Raw genomic sequence first — 17,574 nt, 5'->3', positions numbered from 1 at the left:
AGCCTAGCCCCGCCGGGAGCGGCTTTGGCGGCACCCTGTGCAGGAGGTGGGACGTCCGCTACCCTGAGGATCACCTTTGGGGAGGAGTCCAGCCGTGTGCGCAGCCAGTCCGAACGCGGGCAACGCCGGGCCGCCGCGCCGGTTGGGCGCGCAGGCCCGGCTGCGCGCCCTTCAGGCCGACATCATCGAGCTGATCCTTGAGCGGGAGCTGGGACCGGGCGACCCGCTGCCTACCGAAAACGAGCTGGCCCCGTTACTGGGGATCGGCCGGAACACGCTGCGGGAAACGCTAAAGGTCCTCCAAGCCCTGGGCGTGATCGAGATCCGGCACGGCTTCGGCATGTTCGTGGCCGGGAGCAACTTCGAGGCCCTGGTTGGCGGGCTCAGCTTCCGGGCGCGGATGTCGCTGCGGCACCGGGGGCGGGAGGCGCTCGAGCTGATCGAGGCGCGGCGGCTGCTGGAGTCGGGGCTGATCGGCGCGTCCATGGCGCGCATGACGGCGGACCACCTGGCGGGACTTGAGGCGGCGGTGCTGCGGACGGAAGAGCTGGCCCGGTCCGGGGAACACTTTGTCGAAGCCGACGCCGACTTCCACCGCAAACTGTTCGAGCCGCTGGGCAATGAGCTGCTGCTGGGCCTGGTGGACGCGTTCCAGACGGTCTACCGCCGGATCCAGCTGGAACTGGGCGGCGACGGCCGGCCGTTGACCGCCGAGGTCCGCGCCGACGTCGGCAGCGCCTCGGCCGGCACGGCTGACACGGCCGGCGTCCGTCCCGCCGTCGACACCGCCGACCTCGATCCCGCCGCGGGGGCTGCACTGCACCGAGGTATCTACGAGGCCGTGGCGGCGGGCGACGCCGTCCTCGCCGCGGAACGGTTGGGCAGCCACTTTGACGGGATGCGCCGGCGTATCGCGGCTGCCGTGGGGGAGTAGGGCGCCGGGCCGTTGCCCGGGTTTCCGCTACGGTTTGAGACCGGTGCGCCCCGGATCCGGCCTGCCCCTGTCCGAAACCGCCGCGGATTTCCGAAACGAGCCGGGAAAACAAAAGATCCGCACCGGCGGACCGGTGCGGATCTTTTCTATCTGTGCGCCCAAAGGGATTCGAACCCCTGACCTTCTGTTCCGTAGACAGACGCTCTATCCAGCTGAGCTATGGGCGCATTCTCGGCTCTTCGGGAACTTCTCGCTCCCCCGAACCTCGAATTACTTTACGCGAGATGGGCCCGGAGTTCCAAATCGAGAGCCATGTAATCTGCCTGACTAGACCGGTCTACGTGACCTTGATCACAAAAAGAACAGCGCTTGGAGATATTAAACCCTGAATTTCCGGGGATTTTGGAACTCGGCTCCATCGTCAACCCGTATTTGGGCCTGAAGCTGAACCACCCGCGAGACCTAGCATTTAGGACACACCACTGAACCCGAGGAAGGGAACCGTAATGGGCGATCTGGCGCGACTGCCGCTGCTTGAGAAAGCACCCACCACACATGCTGGACTGCTGGCATGGGTTGAAGAGGTTGCTGAACTGACCCAGCCGGACCGGATCCACTGGGTTGATGGCTCGGAAGAAGAGAACACCCGGCTCACGGACGAGCTCGTGGCGGCCGGAACCCTGACCCGGCTGAACGAGAAGCTGTTCCCGAATTCCTTTGCGGCATTCTCAGACCCCGCCGACGTCGCACGCGTCGAAGAGCAGACCTTCATCTGTTCCGAGAACGAACGCGATGCGGGCTTCACCAACAACTGGATGGCTCCGGCGGAGATGAAGGAGAAGCTGCGCGGCCTGTTCAGCGGCTCCATGCGCGGCCGCACCATGTACGTCATCCCCTTCGTCATGGGCCACCTCGACGCCGAGGACCCGAAGTTCGGCGTGGAGATCACGGACAGCGCCTACGTTGTCGCCTCCATGCGCATCATGGCCACGATCGGCACCGACGTGCTGAACAAGATCACCGCCACCAACGCCTTCTTCGTCCCGGCCCTGCACTCCCTGGGCGCCCCGCTGGCCCCGGGGCAGGCCGACGTTGCCTGGCCCTGCAACCCGGACAAGTGGATCGTGCACTTCCCGGAGGAGCGCTCCATCTGGTCCTTCGGCTCCGGCTACGGCGGCAACGCCCTCCTCGGCAAGAAGTGCTACGCCCTGCGCATCGCCTCGGTCATGGCCCGCGACGAGGGATGGCTGGCCGAGCACATGCTCATCCTCAAGCTGACTTCGCCGGAGAAGAAGAACTACTACATCTCCGCGGCGTTCCCCTCGGCCTGCGGCAAGACCAACCTCGCCCTGCTCGACCCCACGATCGAGGGCTGGGACGTCGAAACCCTCGGCGATGACATCACCTGGATGCGGATCGGCAAGGAAGGCGAACTGCGCGCCACCAACCCCGAGGCCGGCCTGTTCGGCGTCGCCCCGGGCACCGGCTGGGGCACCAACCCGAACGCCATGCGCGCCATCGCCAAGGGCCACAGCATCTTCACGAACGTCGCCCTCACGGACGACGGCGGCGTGTGGTGGGAAGGCATGACCGACGAAGTCCCCGCGCACCTGACCGACTGGCAGGGCAACGACTGGACCCCGGCGTCGGACCAGCCTGCCGCGCACCCCAACTCCCGCTTCTGCACCCCGATCTCGCAGGTCGACATGCTGGCTGAGGAGTACTACAGCCCCGAAGGTGTGGAGCTCTCCGCGATCCTCTTCGGCGGCCGGCGCAAGACGACGGTTCCGCTGGTGACCCAGGCCCGCAGCTGGACCAACGGGATCTTCATGGGCTCCACGCTCTCCTCGGAGACCACGGCCGCCGCGGCCGGTCAGGTCGGCGTGCTCCGCCGCGACCCGATGGCCATGCTGCCGTTCATCGGCTACGACGCCGGCGACTACCTGAAGCACTGGATCAGCGTCTCCGGCAAGGCCAACCCGGAGCGGCTGCCGCACATCTTCCTGGTCAACTGGTTCCGCCGCACGGCCGACGGCGACTTCGCCTGGCCCGGTTTCGGCGACAACGCCCGTGTCCTCAAATGGGCCATCGAGCGCATCGAGGGCAAAGCCGACGCAGTGGAGACGCCCATCGGATTCGTCCCGACCGGCCATTCGCTGGACCTTACCGGCCTGGACCTGACCCACGCCCACGTCGAGGATGCCGTCCGCGTGGACCGCGAGGAATGGGACGCCGAGCTGGCCTCCATCGAGGAGTGGTACGCAAAGTTTGGCGACTCGCTGCCGGACGCGCTGCGCGCCGAGCTCGGCTCGCTCAAGGAACGGATGTCCGCGCACTAGCAGGCGGCTGATCCAACGACGGCGGCCCCGCACCTTGAAGAAGGTGCGGGGCCGCCGTCGTTCCCTCATCGATTGGCAGGCGGCGGCTGCCGGGACTTAGGTCCCTAGCCCGCAGTCGGGAGGGGCCCTTAGGCTCGTCGCATTCATCAGCCGGGCCGGCCGCTGACTGCCGGGGATGCGGGGAACATTCCGGGCGCACGGTGACGTGCCCTCCGCCTGCCGCGGCGGGCGAGACCCCAGGAGCGCATCATGCTTGTCACTGACGATATCCAGGCCCTCTCCGAAGTTGTCAGCGGCCCGGTCGCTTTGCCGGGCAGTCCCGAATTCGCGGCCGAGACGTTCGCCTTCAACGCCGCTACCGTCCACCGGCCCGACGTCGTGCTGGGCGCCAGCACCGCGCAGGACGTGGCGGCCGGGGTCAAATGGGCCGCAGAACGCAGGCTCCCGGTGGCGGTCCAGTCCACCGGGCACGGCGCCGACTCGGTGGTCGAGGGCGGCCTGCTGATCAACACCAGGCGGCTGCAGGGGCTGCACATCGATCCGGTGGAACGCACCGCCCGGGTGGGCGCCGGGGTGAAGTGGCGCAGTGTCCTGGAAGCGAGTGTTCCGCTCGGACTCGTCGGACTGCACGGCTCAAGCACCGACGTCGGCGTCGTGGGGTATACGGTCGGTGGCGGTCTTCCGGTGCTGGGCCGCGCCCACGGCTTTGCGGCGGACCATGTCCGCAGCATGGAAGTCGTCACCGCGGACGGCGCGCTGCGCCGGATCGACGCCGAGGCCGAGGCCGAGCTGTTCGCGTTGATGCTCGGCGGCAAGGGCAACTTCGGGATCGTCACCGAACTCGAGTTCAGCCTCTTTCTGCTGGGCGAGTTCTACGGCGGCGGCATCATCTACCCGGGCGCCGATGCGGCCCTCATCCTGGCTGCCTTCCGGGAGTGGCTGCCCACGCTGCCGGATCACGCCTCGCCCTCGATCTCGCTGCTGCGGCTTCCGGACATGGAGTTCGTTCCCGGGCCGCTGCGGGGGCAGTTTGTGGTGCACCTCCGCTTCGCCCTGATGGGGAACCGGGAAGACGGCGACGCGCTGCTTGCCCCGATGCGCGCCGTCTCGACCCCGTTGATGGACACGGCCGGGCCCATGAGCTACCTCGACGTGGACCAGATCCACATGGATCCGGCGGATCCGCTCCCTTTCACGGCAGGCGGAGCGATGCTGAAAGACCTCGGCGACGAGACCCTGACCGAGCTGCTGAAGCACACCGGCGAAGGGTCGGACTGTCCGCTGCTGCTGGTCGAAATCCGGCCGCTGGGTGGAGCTTTGGCCCGCGAAGGGGCACTGCCGAACGCCGTGTCGGGGCGGGACGCGGCGTTTCTGCTCTTCCTGCTCGGGTTCAAGATGCCGCCGGTTGCCGAGGCCGTCTCGGCAGCCATCCGCACGGTCCTGGCTGCGATGGCTCCGCACTCCACCGGATTTACTCTGGTCAACTTCCACGGCGAACCCGGCGATGAGGCTGACCGGGCCAGGGCGTGGTCGCCCGCTGTTTACGAACGGATGAGGGCCGCGAAGTCCAGCTACGACCCCGGCAATCTCCTGCGGTTCGGCCACACGATCACCGGTGTGCCGTCATGAGGTGAGGTGTCTCTCATCGATTGTCCCCACCGGTTCCCTAGCCTCACAAGTTCGGTTAAGGAACCCTGCCGGCGTGGGCCCTCCGCAGCGGCCCTTTTGACCTCCCAAAAGGGCATCTGCGGAGCAATCGATGAGAGACTCAGTTGGCAAGCCAGATGTCCGGCCCGAAGACCTCGTAGTGGATCTTGGTGGCGGGGATGCCCGCATTGATGGCCTCGTTGCGGATGTTCTTCATGAACGGCAGCGGGCCGCACAGGTACAGCGAGGCGTTGGCCGGCAGGTCCACGTCACGCAGCGACATGAAGCCCTCCTTCGCCCCCGCCTCCGGCCGTTCGAGCCAGAGCTGCAGCTCGGCCGCTTCCAGGCGCTCGACGTCGTCCGTCATCTGGGAGCGCAGCGCCCAGCTGTCCAAGGTGCTTTCCGCGTGCAGGACCAGGACCTGACGGTCCGAGCCGGCCTCGGCGAGGGAGCGCAGGATCGAGGCCGACGGCGTGCAGCCGATGCCGGCCGAGGCCAGGACCACGGGGCCGTCGCTCTCCTTGAGCGTGATTTCGCCGTAGGGGTTGGAGATCTCGAGGATGTCCCCGACCTCGACGTGGTTGTGCAGCACAGGGGAGACCTCGCCGCCGTCGTCGAGCTTAGTGGTGAAGCTGCGGCTGGTGCCCGCGTCGCCGGAGAGCGAGTACTGGCGGACCTGGCGCAGGCCGTCCGGCAGGGTGACCTTGACGCTGACGTACTGGCCGGGGAGGGCCGGGGTGATGGGGGTGTCGTCGGCCGGTTCCAGGGTGAACGTCATGGAGCCGGTGCCGGCGGGGGTCTTCGCGGCGACCTTCCACGGGCTCCACATCTTGCCGTTGGCCTGGCTGGCGTAGAGGCCCTTCTCGAGTTTGATCAGCGCGTCGGCCATAAGCCAGTAGACCTCGGTCCAGGCCTCGGCGATTTCCGGGGTGATGACCTCGGCCAGGTCCTCGGCGATGGCGGCGAAGAGGTGCTCGTAGACCACCTGGTACTGCGGCTCGGTGATGCCGAGCGAGGCGTGGCGGTGCGCGATGCGCGACAGCACGGTCTCCGGCAGGGTGCCCGGGTTGCTGACGAGGTGGCTGGCGAAAGCGGCGATGCTCCCGGCCAGGGCCTGCTGCTGGTTGCCGGAGCGCTGGTTGGAGCGGCTGAACAGCCCGTCCAGCAGCTCGGGGTGGGCGCCGAAGAGCCGGGCGTAGAACTTGGGGGTGATATCGCCGATGCGGGAACCGACCAGCGGCAGGGTGGCCTCGATGACGGGGAAGGACTTGTCCGAGAGCATGCTGACTCCTGAGATAGTGGCCCGGGGTCTTCAACCGGACCGTTTCTGAAATACACGCATTTGAAATGCGAGTATTTATGTCTCAGTTCTACACGTCGTAGAAAAGGGTTGCAAATCGGCTGACGCCCGGGCGGGGCGGACTCCGGCGGGGGATCGCGGCCTCCGGAGCGGGGGGCCGCGCCCGGTTACAGGCCCGCTACAGGCCGGGGCGCAGGCCGATGGCCTGGAAGACCGGATTCATTTGCCGGGAGGTCGGCAGCGATGCGACGACAATGTCATCAAGCTCACGGTAGAACGCCTCGCGGGCGCGGCCCAGGGCGCTGCGCAGCCGGCACTCGTTGATGAGCGGGCAGGCGCCCGCGGCGGCCACGCAGTCGGCCGGGTCGGTCCGGGTGTCCAGTGCGCGCAGCAACTGTCCGACGGTGGCGGCCCGGCCGGCACCGCTGAGCCGGGACCCGCCATTGCGGCCGCGCTCGACGTCGATCAGGCCGAGTTCGCGCAGCTTCGCCATCGCCTTGCTGACGTGGTTGTAGGGCGTGCCGACGGCGTCCGCGATGCTCTGGGTGGTGAGCAGTTCGCCCTCAGCCGCGGCCGCGAGCACCATCATCGCGCGCAGGCTCACGTCCGCGAAGGCGTTGATCTTCATGGCACCCGCTTGGTCTAGTCCACCCAGACGGCGGGTTCGTTGGTGTCGGCGGAAAGCTCGCCAAACTCCAGCTCGTGTGTCGCCGGATTCGCGCCGTAGGGCAGCACCGCCGCGAAGACGGAACCGTCCTGGTGCTCGGCGGCCACGTGGATCGCGTCCGAGTCCTCTTCCAGCAGGGTGATGTCGCAGACGATCGCGGCGGCGCGGAACTCGTCCCGGTGCTGCCGGAGCAGCTCGGTGAGGTCGTTGATCATGCCGTCGGCGTCGAAGTCGGCGTCGCTGTCCCCGGCCGCGTCCGCCGGGGTGACGGCCACGAGGCGGACTTCGCCGTCGTTCTCCACCACCAGGGCGAAGGGCAGGAAGCCCCCGTTGCGCTCGAGCTGCTCCTGGGCCGCCCCCACCCCGGTGCCGAGCAGGTTCTCTAGGTCGGTGGCGCTGGCATCCGGCACCGAGCCGCGCCAGGAGTCCTCGGCCGGATCCGCCGGCTGCAGGACGGCCCCCTGGGTCTCCGGCGAATCGGTCATGGCGATCAGCCCCGGACCAGGGCCAGGACCCGGTCGCGGACGCGTTCCATGGTTTCCTTGTCCGTGGCCTCGACGTTCAGGCGGAGGAAGGGCTCGGTATTGGACGGGCGCAGGTTGAACCAGTAGCTTCCGTCCGCGGCGATGAAGGTGCTGCCGTCGAGGTAGTCCACCTCAACGTCTTCGTCGTAGAAGTCCACGCGGACGCGCTCCACGGCAGCGGCCTTGTCCTCGATTTCCGAGTTGATCTCGCCGGAGGACTTGTAAGGCTCGTATTCGCGGCCGAGCTCGGACAGCGGGCCGTCCTGCTCGCCGAGGGCAGCCAGGACGTGCATGGCGGCCAGCATGCCGGTGTCCGCATTCCAGAAATCGCGGAAGTAGAAGTGGGCGGAGTGCTCGCCGCCGAAGATCGCGCCTTCGGCCGCCATCACGGCCTTGATGAAGGAGTGTCCCACCCGGGTGCGGAACGCGCGGCCGCCGTCGTTGACCACCAGTTCGGGCACCGCCCGCGAGGTCAGGAGGTTGTGGATGATCGTCGGAGTTTCCTCGCCGTTGGCCTTGGCGCGGGCGATCTCGCGGCGCGCCACCATGCCGGTGACGGCCGACGGCGAGACCGGCTCGCCCTTTTCGTCGATTACGAAGCAGCGGTCGGCGTCGCCGTCGAACGCCAGGCCGATGTCCGCGCCGTGCTCGACGACGGCGGCCTGCAGGTCCCGGAGGTTTTCCGGCTCCAGCGGGTTCGCCGGGTGGTTCGGGAAAGATCCGTCGAGCTCGAAGTAGAGCGGGATGATCTCGAGCGGCAGCTTGGGCAGCAGCGTGTCGCCCAGCACGGCGGGGGTCGTCATGCCGGCCATGCCGTTGCCGGCGTCCACCACGACCTTGAGCGGACGGGATCCGCTGAGGTCAACCAGGCTGCGCAGGTACTCGGAGTAGTCCTTGAGGACGTCGCGCACGCTGATCAGGCCGCGGGTGCCGTTCGCGGGGATGGTGCCGGCGTTGAGGTATTCCTCGGCCAGGGCCTGGATCTCCTTCAACCCGGTTTCGGAGGAGATCGGCACGGCGCCTGCCTTGGCCATCTTGATGCCGTTGTATTCGGCCGGGTTGTGGCTGGCGGTGAACGTGGCGCCGGCCGCGTTCAGGGCGCCGCAGGCGTAGTACAGCTCGTCGGTGGAGATCAGGTCAAGCAACTGGACGTTGGCGCCGCGGGTAGCCGCTCCGTTGGCGAAGGCCCGGCTGAACTCGGGGGAGGAGGGGCGCATGTCACCGCCGACCAGCACAGTCTGCCCGGCCAGGTCCAGGACGTCCACGAAGGCAGCCCCGACGGCTTCGACGATTTCCGCGGTGATTGATTCGCCCACAATTCCGCGCACGTCGTAGGCCTTGAAGGAAGCCGAGAGGTCAAAAGTCTTCGTCTGGTCGCTAGTCACGGCTCCTATCTTACGTGGAAGCTGCAGCCGACCGTCCGGACCGGCCGCGTATGTGGACACGGCTTATCCACATACGGTTCCGCCCGCTTCGTGGCTGTCGGAGGGGACTGGGATACTGAAGCAATGGCCAATAACCAGAACGCTGCAGTCCTTTCCGCCCCCGAATCACCCTCCGCCGGGGGTACCGGGACGCGTGAGCAGGCCCAGGCGGTGCTGCGCGAACTTGTGGGGCACCCCGATGCTGAGTTCCACGACGGCCAGTTCGAGGCCATCGAGGCCCTCGTGGACGGCGGCCGGCGCGCCCTTGTCGTGCAGCGCACCGGCTGGGGCAAGTCGGCCGTGTACTTCGTCGCGTCCCTGCTGCTGCGCCGCCGCGGCGCGGGCCCAACCCTGATTGTGTCCCCGCTGCTCGCGCTGATGCGCGACCAGGTCGCCGCCGCCGCGCGGGCCGGGGTCCGGGCCGTGGCCATCAATTCGGCCAACCAGCTCGACTGGGACACCGTCCGCGAACAGCTCGCGGCCGACGAGGTGGACGTGCTTCTCGTGTCCCCGGAGCGGCTCACCAATCCGTCGTTCCGGGAGAACCAGCTGCCCGAACTGGTCCGCCGGACCGGACTGCTGGTGATCGACGAGGCTCACTGCATCTCGGACTGGGGCCACGACTTCCGCCCCGACTACCGGCGGATCGCGGACCTGATCACCCAGCTGCCGGACAGCGTCCCGGTCCTGGCCACCACCGCTACCGCCAACTCTCGGGTGGTCCACGACATCGAGGAACAGCTCGGCGAGGGCGTGCTGACCATTCGCGGCGCCCTGGGCCGTGAGTCCCTGCGGCTGGGCGTGCTGCGGCTGCCCGACTCCCGGGAACGGCTGGGCTGGCTGCTCACCCACCTGAAGGACATGCCCGGCAGCGGCATCATCTACACCCTCACCGTGTCCGCCGCGGAAGACACCGCCCGCCTCCTGGCCGAGGCCGGCCACGAAGTGCTTGCCTACACCGGCCGGACCGACCCCGCGGACCGGGAACGCGCCGAGCAGCTGCTCAAGGACAACCAGGTGAAGGCGCTGGTGGCCACCTCCGCCCTCGGCATGGGCTTCGACAAGCCGGACCTTGGCTTCGTGGTGCACCTCGGGGCGCCGTCGTCCCCGGTGGCCTACTACCAGCAGGTCGGCCGTGCCGGTCGCGGCGCGGCAAATGCCGACGTGTTGCTCCTGCCCGGCTCCGAGGACCGGGACATCTGGCAGTATTTCGCCACCGCGTCGATGCCCTCGGAAGAAAAGGCCTCCGCGGTCCTGACCGCGTTGGCCGAGGCCGGCACCGCGGTGTCCACCGTGGCGCTTGAGGCCCGGGTGGACCTGCGCCGGACGCCGCTGGAACTCTTGCTGAAGGTGCTGGCCGTGGACGGGGCCGTCGAGCGCGTGGGCGGCGGGTGGCGTTCCACCGGCCAGCCGTGGACCTACGACGCCGAGCGGTACCGCCGCATCGCGGAGGCACGCGTCGACGAGCAGGACTCCATGGTGATCTACCAAGACACCGCCGGCTGCCGGATGGAGTACATCACCTCGGTCCTCGACGACGAGACGGCAGCGGCCTGCGGCCGCTGCGACAACTGCGCCGGCCGTTGGTTCCCGGCCGACATTGCCGCCGACGCCACCGAAGCGGCGGGCGCGACCCTGAACCGGGCCGGCATGGTGCTGGAACCGCGGCTGCAGTGGCCCAGCGGTATGGACCGCTTGGGCGTGAACGTGAAGGGCAAGATCAAGCCGGACGAAAGCCTGGCCAACGGTCGGGTGCTGGCGCGGCTGACAGACCTGGGCTGGGGCGGCGCGCTGCGCGAGACCTTCGCCGCGGGCGCCCCCGACCGGGCTGTGGACCCGGGAATGCTGCGGGCCTGCGTGCAGGTCCTGCGCGAATGGGGCAACGGCGATGCACGTAACCCCGGCTGGAGCGGCGCTGGCCGTCCGGCCGCGATCGTCAGTGTCCCGTCCCGGGGCAAGCCCGAACTGGTGGAGTCGCTGGCCCGCGGCATCTCCGAGATCGGCCGCATCCCGTACCTGGGCCAGCTGCAGCTCGCCCACGGCGGACCCACGGGCGGCCGCGGCGGAAACAGCGCCTACCGTCTAGCTGGGGTCTGGGACCGACTCGTGGTCGGGCCCGAGCTCGCTGCGGCGCTGGACGGCATCCAAGGCCAAAGCGTCATGCTGGTGGACGATCTGGTGGACAGCCGCTGGACCGTCACCGTGGCCGGACGTGCCCTGCGGCTCGCGGGCGCCGGGGCAGTGTTGCCGCTCGTGCTCGGCCAGGCAGGCTAACCCGAGGCCATCCCGGCCCGACCTCCTGGACCGCGCGCCTAGCAGCTGAGCGCGCTTAGCTGCGCGCGCTCAACTGCGGGGCGGCCGCTCGGACTCCAGCACGGCCATGGCGGCGTTGTGGCCGCCGATGGCGCTGACGGCGCCGCCGCGGCGGGCACCGGAGCCGCAAAGCAGGAGCTGCGGATCGTCCGTAGCGACTCCCCAGCGCTGCGCCGGGGTGTCCAGGGGTGCGTCATCGTCCACGAAGGGCCAGTCGAGGCCGCCGTGGAAGATGTTGCCGCGCGGCATGCCGACGGCGCGTTCGATATCCAGGGTGGTCTTGGTTTCGATGCACGGCCGGCCATCCGGACCTGTCAGCAGCAGCTCCTCGACCGGCTCGGCGAGGACACTATTGAGCGACCGCAGCACCGCGGCCTGCAACTCCGCCCGCCGGGCCTCGTTGTTCTGCGCGGTGATCAGCCTGTCCGGGACGTGCAGGCCGAACACCGTGAGGGTATGCGCGCCGGCCGCCTGCAGCTCCGCGGACAGGATGCTGGGGTCGGTCAACGAATGGCAGTAGATCTCGCACGGCAGGGGATCCGGAACATTCCCTCCCGCGGCGGTGAGGTAGGCCGCATCCAGCTGGGACCACGTCTCGTTGATGTGGAACGTGCCGCCGAAAGCCGCTTCCGGACTGACGGTGTCGTCCAGCAGCCGGGGCAGCCGCTTGAGCAGCAGGTTCACCTTGACCTGGGCACCCTCGCGGAGATGGTTCGGGTTCTGCGTGGAGTGCGTGGCGGGTGCAGCCCCGGCCGGCGCGGCGTTGCGCAAGCGGTCCAGGACCACGGGGGCCACATTGGACAGAACCCGCGCGGCGGAGACGGTGTGGTCCGCGCCGTCGTGCCGGTAGCTGACGACGCCGCCCGGGCGGACGGAGGTGACCTCCGCCGCCGTAAGGATGGTCGCGCCCGCGTCCCTGGCCGCGCGTTCCAGCTCCCCGGACACCGCGCCCATCCCGCCCACGGGCACGTCCCAGGCACCGGTCCCGCCGCCGATCAGGTGGTACAGGAAACAGATGTTCTGCTGGAGGTCGGCGTCGTCGGCGCGGGCAAAGGTGCCGATCAGGGCGTCGGTCAGGACCACGCCGCGGACCAGGTCGTGCCGGAGTGCCTCGGCGATGGCGCGCCCGACCGGCTGCTCAATCATGGCCTCCCATGCCTCCGCCGCCCCGGCCCCGAGGGCGAGCGACCTCGCCGCCGACCGGGTGGGCAGGGGGGACGTCATGGTGGGCCAGAGCGCCCGGGTGAGCTTCCCGCAGCCCGCGTAGAACTCGTTGAAGGCGCGGAACTCGTCCTCGGAGGCCCCGATCGCACCGAACGAGGCGGCCGTGGACGCGGCGTCCTCGTTGTCGATCAGGAGTGCCCGGCCGGGATTGGCCGGGTCCGGGGTGTACGAGGAGTACCGCCGCCGCGCAAGCGTGATCCGCAGGCCGAGGTCGTCGATGATCTGCTGCGGCAGCAGGCTCACGAGGTAGGAATAGCGTGAGAGCCGGGCCCCGACGCCGTCGAACGCCTGCGCGGACACCGCGGCGCCGCCGGGGTGGTCGAGTTTTTCCAGCAGCAGGACCTTCAGGCCGGCCTTGGCCAGGTAGGCTGCCGCGGCCAGGCCGTTGTGGCCGCCGCCTACGATGATCGCGTCAAACGCGTGGTTGATCGACATGCGCCCATCCTGCCATCCGGACGGGCCGTCCGTTCGAAGCGGCCCCGCCACCGCGCCGGGACGCCCCGGACGCCCGAGGGGTTTCTCAAGTTTCCGCCGAACGTGAGGGAGGGCCGGGTTGGTTCCCGCCGAACGTGAGAGAGCGTCGGAACCGGGTACGCAAAAGGCCCCGGTCCAGGACCGGGGCCAAACGCGGAGACGGGGGGATTTGAACCCCCGGTGGAGTTGTGCCCCACACTTCATTAGCAGTGAAGCCCATTCGGCCGCTCTGGCACGTCTCCAATTGCTATTACTAGCCAACCAAGGATACGCAGAAGGGGCCATGCAGTGCAAAACGGTCGACGCGGGGTCACTTGCGGCCCGTCCGGCGGCCCGGGATGGGCCGTGAGTGACCCCGCCTCGCGGTGTTGCGTCGCGGGCTCAGGCGGTCCGGCCCGCCAAGGCCCGCCAGAGGAAATGCTGGCTACGGCTCTGCAGCGCCGCGGCCTGGCGGTTGTCCGAGGCGCCGGCGTGGCCGCCCTCGAGCGCTTCGTGGAACCAGACATTGGGGATGCCCATGGCCTGCATACGGGCGGCCATCTTGCGAGCCTGCACCGGCCCCACCCGGTCATCCGAAGTCGCAGTCCAGATGAAGGTCTCCGGGTACTCCACACCGTCGCGGAGCAGGTGGTAGGGCGAGAAGGTCCGGATGAACTCCCACTGTTCGGGCACATCGGGGTCGCCGTATTCGGCAATCCAGGAGTACCCCGCGGACAGCTTGCTGTACCGGCGCATGTCCAGCAGCGGCACCCCGCAGGAGACGGCCCCGAACAGGTCCGGGTACTGGGTGAGCATGTTCCCCACCAGCAGGCCGCCGTTGGAGCCGCCCACGCAGCCGAGCCGCTGGCGGGACGTCACGCCGCGCGAGATCAGGTCCTGCGCCACGGCGGCGAAGTCCTCGTAGGCGCGGTGCCGCTTGTCCTGCAGCGCGGCGCGGTGCCACGACGGCCCGTACTCGCCGCCGCCGCGGATATTCGCCACCACGTAGACCCCGCCCCGGCTGTGCGGCGAGTCGCCCTCGGCGCCCGCTGATTCCTCCGTGCGCCGCTCCAGCCAGGCCCGGCCGACGGCACCGCTGTAGGCAGGGGTGCGGGAAATCTCGAATCCGCCGTAGCCGGAGAGCTGCGTGGGGTTCTGGCCGTCCAGCACCAGGTCCTTCGCGGCGATCTGGAAGTAGGGCACCCTCGTGCCGTCCTTGGACACCGCGAAGTGCTGCTGAACCTCGTACGCGTCCTCGTCGAAGAACGACGGCGCGGTCCGCACCACCTCGTGCGTGCTGACGACGCCGTCCGCGCCGGCGCGCGTCAGCGTGCCGCGGGTCAGCGTGCTCGGCGTCGCAAACCCGGTGGCGACCAGCCAAAAGTCGTTCCCGGCCCCGTCGTCTGCGCCGCCGTCGCCGTCGTCCTCGCTGCCGTCTTCGCTGCCTTCTTCGTCGTCGACGGCGTAGGCGTTGACGTCATGCAGCGGCGGGCAGGCGTCGAGCACGCTAGAGGCCCAGGCGACGTCCGTGCCGGGCCGCTGCGGGTCGAGCACCCGGATCTCGGAGGAGACGTCGCGGAGCAGGTTCAACAGCAGGAAGTCCCGGGTCCAGCTCCAGGACTGCAGGGAGGTGTGCGCATCCGGAGTGAACAGCACGGACAGTTCCCGGCTGCCGGCCAGGAAGTCCTCGAAGCGCGCCGCCAGCAGGGACCCGGCCGGGTAGCTCGTTCCGTCCACGGTCCACTCGCCCTGCGGACGGAAAAGCAGCCATTCCCGGTGCGAGCTAAGGTTCACGTCCTCGGGCACGTCCAGCTCGACCCAGACGCCGTCGCGCAGTACCGAGGTGCGCTTTTCGAAGAAGCTGATCCAGTCCACGGCGAACGTCCGCTCGAAGCCGGGGGTGGAGTCGTGCGCCAGGAGCGCCATCATGTGGTCTTCCGGGATTTCGAAGAGCCGCTCGGCCGAGGCGAGGGACTCGCCGCGGCGCAGGACCACGCCGGTCCGGGCGTAGGAGGAGGTGGTTTTTGGCAGTCCTGCGGCGGTGCTTGCGACCAGCAGGGTGTCGGCGTCCAGCCACGAAACGTTGCCCTTCGCGGTCGGGAGGTCAAAGCCCCCCTCCGCCGGGTCGACAAAGCTGCGGGTCTCGACGTCGAACTCGCGGTAGCGGTTCGCGTCGCCTCCGTCGGGGGAGAGCGCCAGCAGGGCCAGCCGGTGCGGCTGCCCGGCCGCGGGGCGGAGGAAGCTGGCGCCGTGGAAGACCCATTCCTCGCCTTCGGCCGCGGCCAGGGCGTCGACATCGAGCAGGGTTTCCCATGCGGGTGAACCCGCCCGGTAGCTCTCCCAGTCCGTGCGCCGCCACAGGCCCTTGGGATTGTCGCGGTCCTTCCAGAAGTTGTAGTACCACCGGCCGTGCTTGCCCACCATGGCGATCCGGTCGGTGGAGTCCAGCACCTCCAGGATCCGGTCTTCGAGCTCGCCGTACTCGGCGTCCTCCAGCAGTTCCTCGGTGCGGGCGTTTTGTTCCCGGACCCAGGCCAGTTGTTCCTCGCCGTAGATTTCCTCCAGCCAGATGTTCTCATCGACGGGTTCGGGGGCGATCCCTGAAAGCGCGCCGGAGGGCTCGCCGGGCGCGGTGGGGTACTCAGCTGAAGAGGTGGTCATGGGCCCATCCAAGCAACACCGGTGCCGGGCAGGCAAGTCAAGGCGGCAGCCCGGATGCGGATACGCTGGATGCCGTGGGTAAATCGCAGAGCATCCGGACGGCACTGATTGGCGCCGGTCCCCGGGGTACCAGCGTGCTGGAGCGGTTGCTCGCCAACTGGGCCGCGACCACCCCGGAATCCGGCCTGCACATCGATGTGATCGACCCTTATCCCGCGGGCCCCGGCCACGTCTGGCAGCCCGGGCAGTCCCGGCTCTACCTGATGAATACCCAGTCCTTCTATCCCACGGTGGTCCCGGAGGACCCGGAGCTGGCGGCGCCGCTGGCCGGGTGCACCTTTGACCAGTGGCGTGAACTGCAGCGGAAGGATCCGCACCCGGCGCTGTCCGCCGACGAACGCACCGAGTTGTTCGGCCTGGGTTCCGCCGACTTCCCCAGCCGTGCGCTGTACGGCCGCTACCTGAGGTCCACTCTCGAGGCGCTGCTGGAGGAGCTGCCCGCCGGGGTCACCGTGGATTTCCATCAGACCACCGCGACGTCGGTCCGGCCGGCCGCCGGCCCCGGGAACGCCGGGTTCGACGTCGCGCTCGCCGACGGTACCGAGCTCACCGTCGGGTCCGTGGTGCTGGCACTCGGCCACCTGGAATCCCGGCTCAACCCGGAGCAGCGTGAGCTCCAGGCGGCGGCGGACGAGCTGGGGCTGAAGTACCTGCCGCCGGCCGCCCCGGCCGACGTTGACTGGTCCGGGGTCCCCGCCGTCCAGCCGGTGCTGGTGCGAGGTATGGGCCTGAACTTCTTCGACGTGATGGGCCAGCTGACCGAGGGTCGCGGCGGCAAATTCCTGCCCGCACCGGACGGGGTGGGGCTGACGTACCTGCCGTCCGGCCGGGAACCGTCCATCATCGCCGCCTCGCGCCGCGGAACCCCGTACCGGGCGAAGGCGACCCTGGCCGGCTACTACCCGGCAGCGGTGTCGCTGAGGTACTGCACCGAGGAAGCGTTCTCGAAGTTCGCCGCGGCCGGGATCCTGCCCGCCTTCGACCACGACCTGTGGCCGCTGCTGCACCGGGATGTCGTGTGGGCCTACTACTACACCCTGGCGCGCTCGCAACCGGACGCCGTGGGCGCGGATCCCGCCGGATTCCTGGCCGAACTGGAGGAGGCGCTGCAACCGCACGCCCACTCGACCGTGAAGTGGGAAGAGGCCGCCGGCGCGGTGATCGACGCCCACGTCCGCCCTGCCTACCGGCTGGACCTGCTGGGCCTCGCCGCGCCGCTGGCCGGCCGCCGCTTCGCGTCCCGGGCGGACCTGAATGCCGCCGTCGTCGACTATCTGCTCGACGACGCGAGGCGCTCCGCGCTCGGTGAGGACGATCCGGTGAAGATGGCTATTGGCGCCCTGCATCACGGCCGGGCAGTGCTGAAGACGGCCGTGGCCGACGGCGGCATCACCGAGCAGTCGTGGGTCGCCGGCCTGCGCGGCTGGTTCGAGTCCTTCGTGGAAGGGCTCGCGAGCGGCCCGCCTGCCCTCCGTGCCGAGCAGCTTGCGGCCCTGGCCCGGGCCGGGGTGGTCAGCTTCGTGGGACCGGACCCCAAGTTCGGCGTCGACCGCAAGGCCAGGGCCTTCACGGCGGCCTCCCCGTGGGTGGCCGGGCGGGATAGCGACGGTGGGGAGGCCGTGCAGGCCACGGTGCTGATTGAGGCGCTGGCCCCGGCCAACCGGGTGGCAATCAATGCCTCGCCGCTGCTGGAGCAGCTGCTCGCGGACGGCCTGGTGCGCCCGCGCCTCATGATGAGCGTGGAAGGCACACCCGTGCAGAGCTCCGGGCTGGAGGTGCTCCCGCATCCCTACCGGCCGGTCGGTGCGAACGGATCGGTCACGGAGGGGATCTACGTGCTGGGCCTGCAGCTCTCCGCCGCGCAATGGGGCACCGCCATCGCGGCAGAGGCGCGGCAGCAGCGGGGGCCGGTCTACCGCAGCGGACAGCGCACGCTGCGCGATGCTGACGAGATTGCCCGGGACATCCTCGGCCGGTAACGCCCTAGTTCTCGGCGTCGGGGTGGATGCTGCGGCGTTGTGACGGCGG

At 69.2% G+C, this 17,574-nt stretch carries 11 protein-coding genes and 2 tRNA genes; 5 read left to right on the top strand and 8 right to left on the bottom strand.

Translation table 11 applies throughout. From position 1 onward, the window contains the following. Positions 1-94: 94 nt before the first annotated feature. The gene (locus HNO80_RS15705; protein ID WP_349627374.1) at positions 95-934 is read left to right on the top strand and encodes a FadR/GntR family transcriptional regulator; all 840 of its coding nucleotides are present in this window, start codon (positions 95-97) and stop codon (positions 932-934) included. Positions 935-1,087: 153 nt separating this feature from the next. Here HNO80_RS15705 and HNO80_RS15700 read toward each other — a convergent pair. Then, positions 1,088-1,161, bottom strand: a tRNA-Arg gene (locus tag HNO80_RS15700). A 279-nt stretch (positions 1,162-1,440) separates the two neighbouring features. Here HNO80_RS15700 and HNO80_RS15695 point away from each other — a divergent pair. Together HNO80_RS15695 and HNO80_RS15690 are read left to right on the top strand one after the other, a co-directional pair. Further along, the gene (locus tag HNO80_RS15695; RefSeq protein ID WP_175323787.1) at positions 1,441-3,273 is read left to right on the top strand and encodes a phosphoenolpyruvate carboxykinase (GTP); all 1,833 of its coding nucleotides are present in this window, start codon (positions 1,441-1,443) and stop codon (positions 3,271-3,273) included. Positions 3,274-3,522: 249 nt separating this feature from the next. After that, positions 3,523-4,902, top strand: a complete 1,380-nt coding sequence (locus HNO80_RS15690; RefSeq protein WP_175323786.1) for an FAD-binding oxidoreductase — start codon at positions 3,523-3,525, stop codon at positions 4,900-4,902. A gap of 139 nt (positions 4,903-5,041) precedes the next feature. Here HNO80_RS15690 and HNO80_RS15685 read toward each other — a convergent pair whose 3' ends face one another. The 4 genes from HNO80_RS15685 to HNO80_RS15670 form a co-directional block, all read right to left on the bottom strand. Further along, on the bottom strand, positions 5,042-6,202 hold the full coding sequence (locus tag HNO80_RS15685; RefSeq protein ID WP_175323785.1) for a globin domain-containing protein: 1,161 nt from the start codon (positions 6,200-6,202) through the stop codon (positions 5,042-5,044). Between the two features lie 196 nt (positions 6,203-6,398). Next, the gene (locus HNO80_RS15680; protein WP_175323784.1) at positions 6,399-6,848 is read right to left on the bottom strand and encodes an RrF2 family transcriptional regulator; all 450 of its coding nucleotides are present in this window, start codon (positions 6,846-6,848) and stop codon (positions 6,399-6,401) included. Positions 6,849-6,862: 14 nt separating this feature from the next. Next, positions 6,863-7,372 (bottom strand): hypothetical protein, encoded by a 510-nt coding sequence (locus HNO80_RS15675; protein ID WP_175323783.1) that lies wholly within the window; start codon positions 7,370-7,372, stop codon positions 6,863-6,865. A 5-nt stretch (positions 7,373-7,377) separates the two neighbouring features. Further along, the gene (locus HNO80_RS15670; protein WP_175323782.1) at positions 7,378-8,796 is read right to left on the bottom strand and encodes a phosphomannomutase/phosphoglucomutase; all 1,419 of its coding nucleotides are present in this window, start codon (positions 8,794-8,796) and stop codon (positions 7,378-7,380) included. Positions 8,797-8,919: 123 nt separating this feature from the next. Between HNO80_RS15670 and HNO80_RS15665 the strand changes: the two genes are divergently transcribed. Then, complete coding sequence (locus tag HNO80_RS15665) at positions 8,920-11,109, top strand: RecQ family ATP-dependent DNA helicase (protein ID WP_175323781.1); 2,190 nt, start codon at positions 8,920-8,922, stop codon at positions 11,107-11,109. A 69-nt stretch (positions 11,110-11,178) separates the two neighbouring features. Here the strand turns inward: HNO80_RS15665 and HNO80_RS15660 are convergent, their stop codons facing one another. The 3 genes from HNO80_RS15660 to HNO80_RS15650 form a co-directional block, all read right to left on the bottom strand. Next, a complete protein-coding gene (locus HNO80_RS15660; protein ID WP_175323780.1) occupies positions 11,179-12,807 on the bottom strand; it encodes a phytoene desaturase family protein in 1,629 nt (542 codons plus the stop codon). A 193-nt stretch (positions 12,808-13,000) separates the two neighbouring features. After that, positions 13,001-13,088 (bottom strand) — tRNA-Ser (locus HNO80_RS15655). 139 nt (positions 13,089-13,227) lie between these two features. Next, a complete protein-coding gene (locus tag HNO80_RS15650) occupies positions 13,228-15,486 on the bottom strand; it encodes a prolyl oligopeptidase family serine peptidase (protein ID WP_175323779.1) in 2,259 nt (752 codons plus the stop codon). A 74-nt stretch (positions 15,487-15,560) separates the two neighbouring features. On the opposite strand from HNO80_RS15650, the gene HNO80_RS15645 reads away from it, so the two are divergent. Further along, a complete protein-coding gene (locus HNO80_RS15645; protein WP_175323778.1) occupies positions 15,561-17,525 on the top strand; it encodes an FAD/NAD(P)-binding protein in 1,965 nt (654 codons plus the stop codon). Positions 17,526-17,574: the final 49 nt, after the last annotated feature.

The organism is Arthrobacter sp. C9C5, from assembly GCF_013359735.1.
Taxonomy (GTDB): domain Bacteria; phylum Actinomycetota; class Actinomycetes; order Actinomycetales; family Micrococcaceae; genus Arthrobacter.
This window is presented reverse-complemented; position numbering and strand designations above follow the sequence as displayed.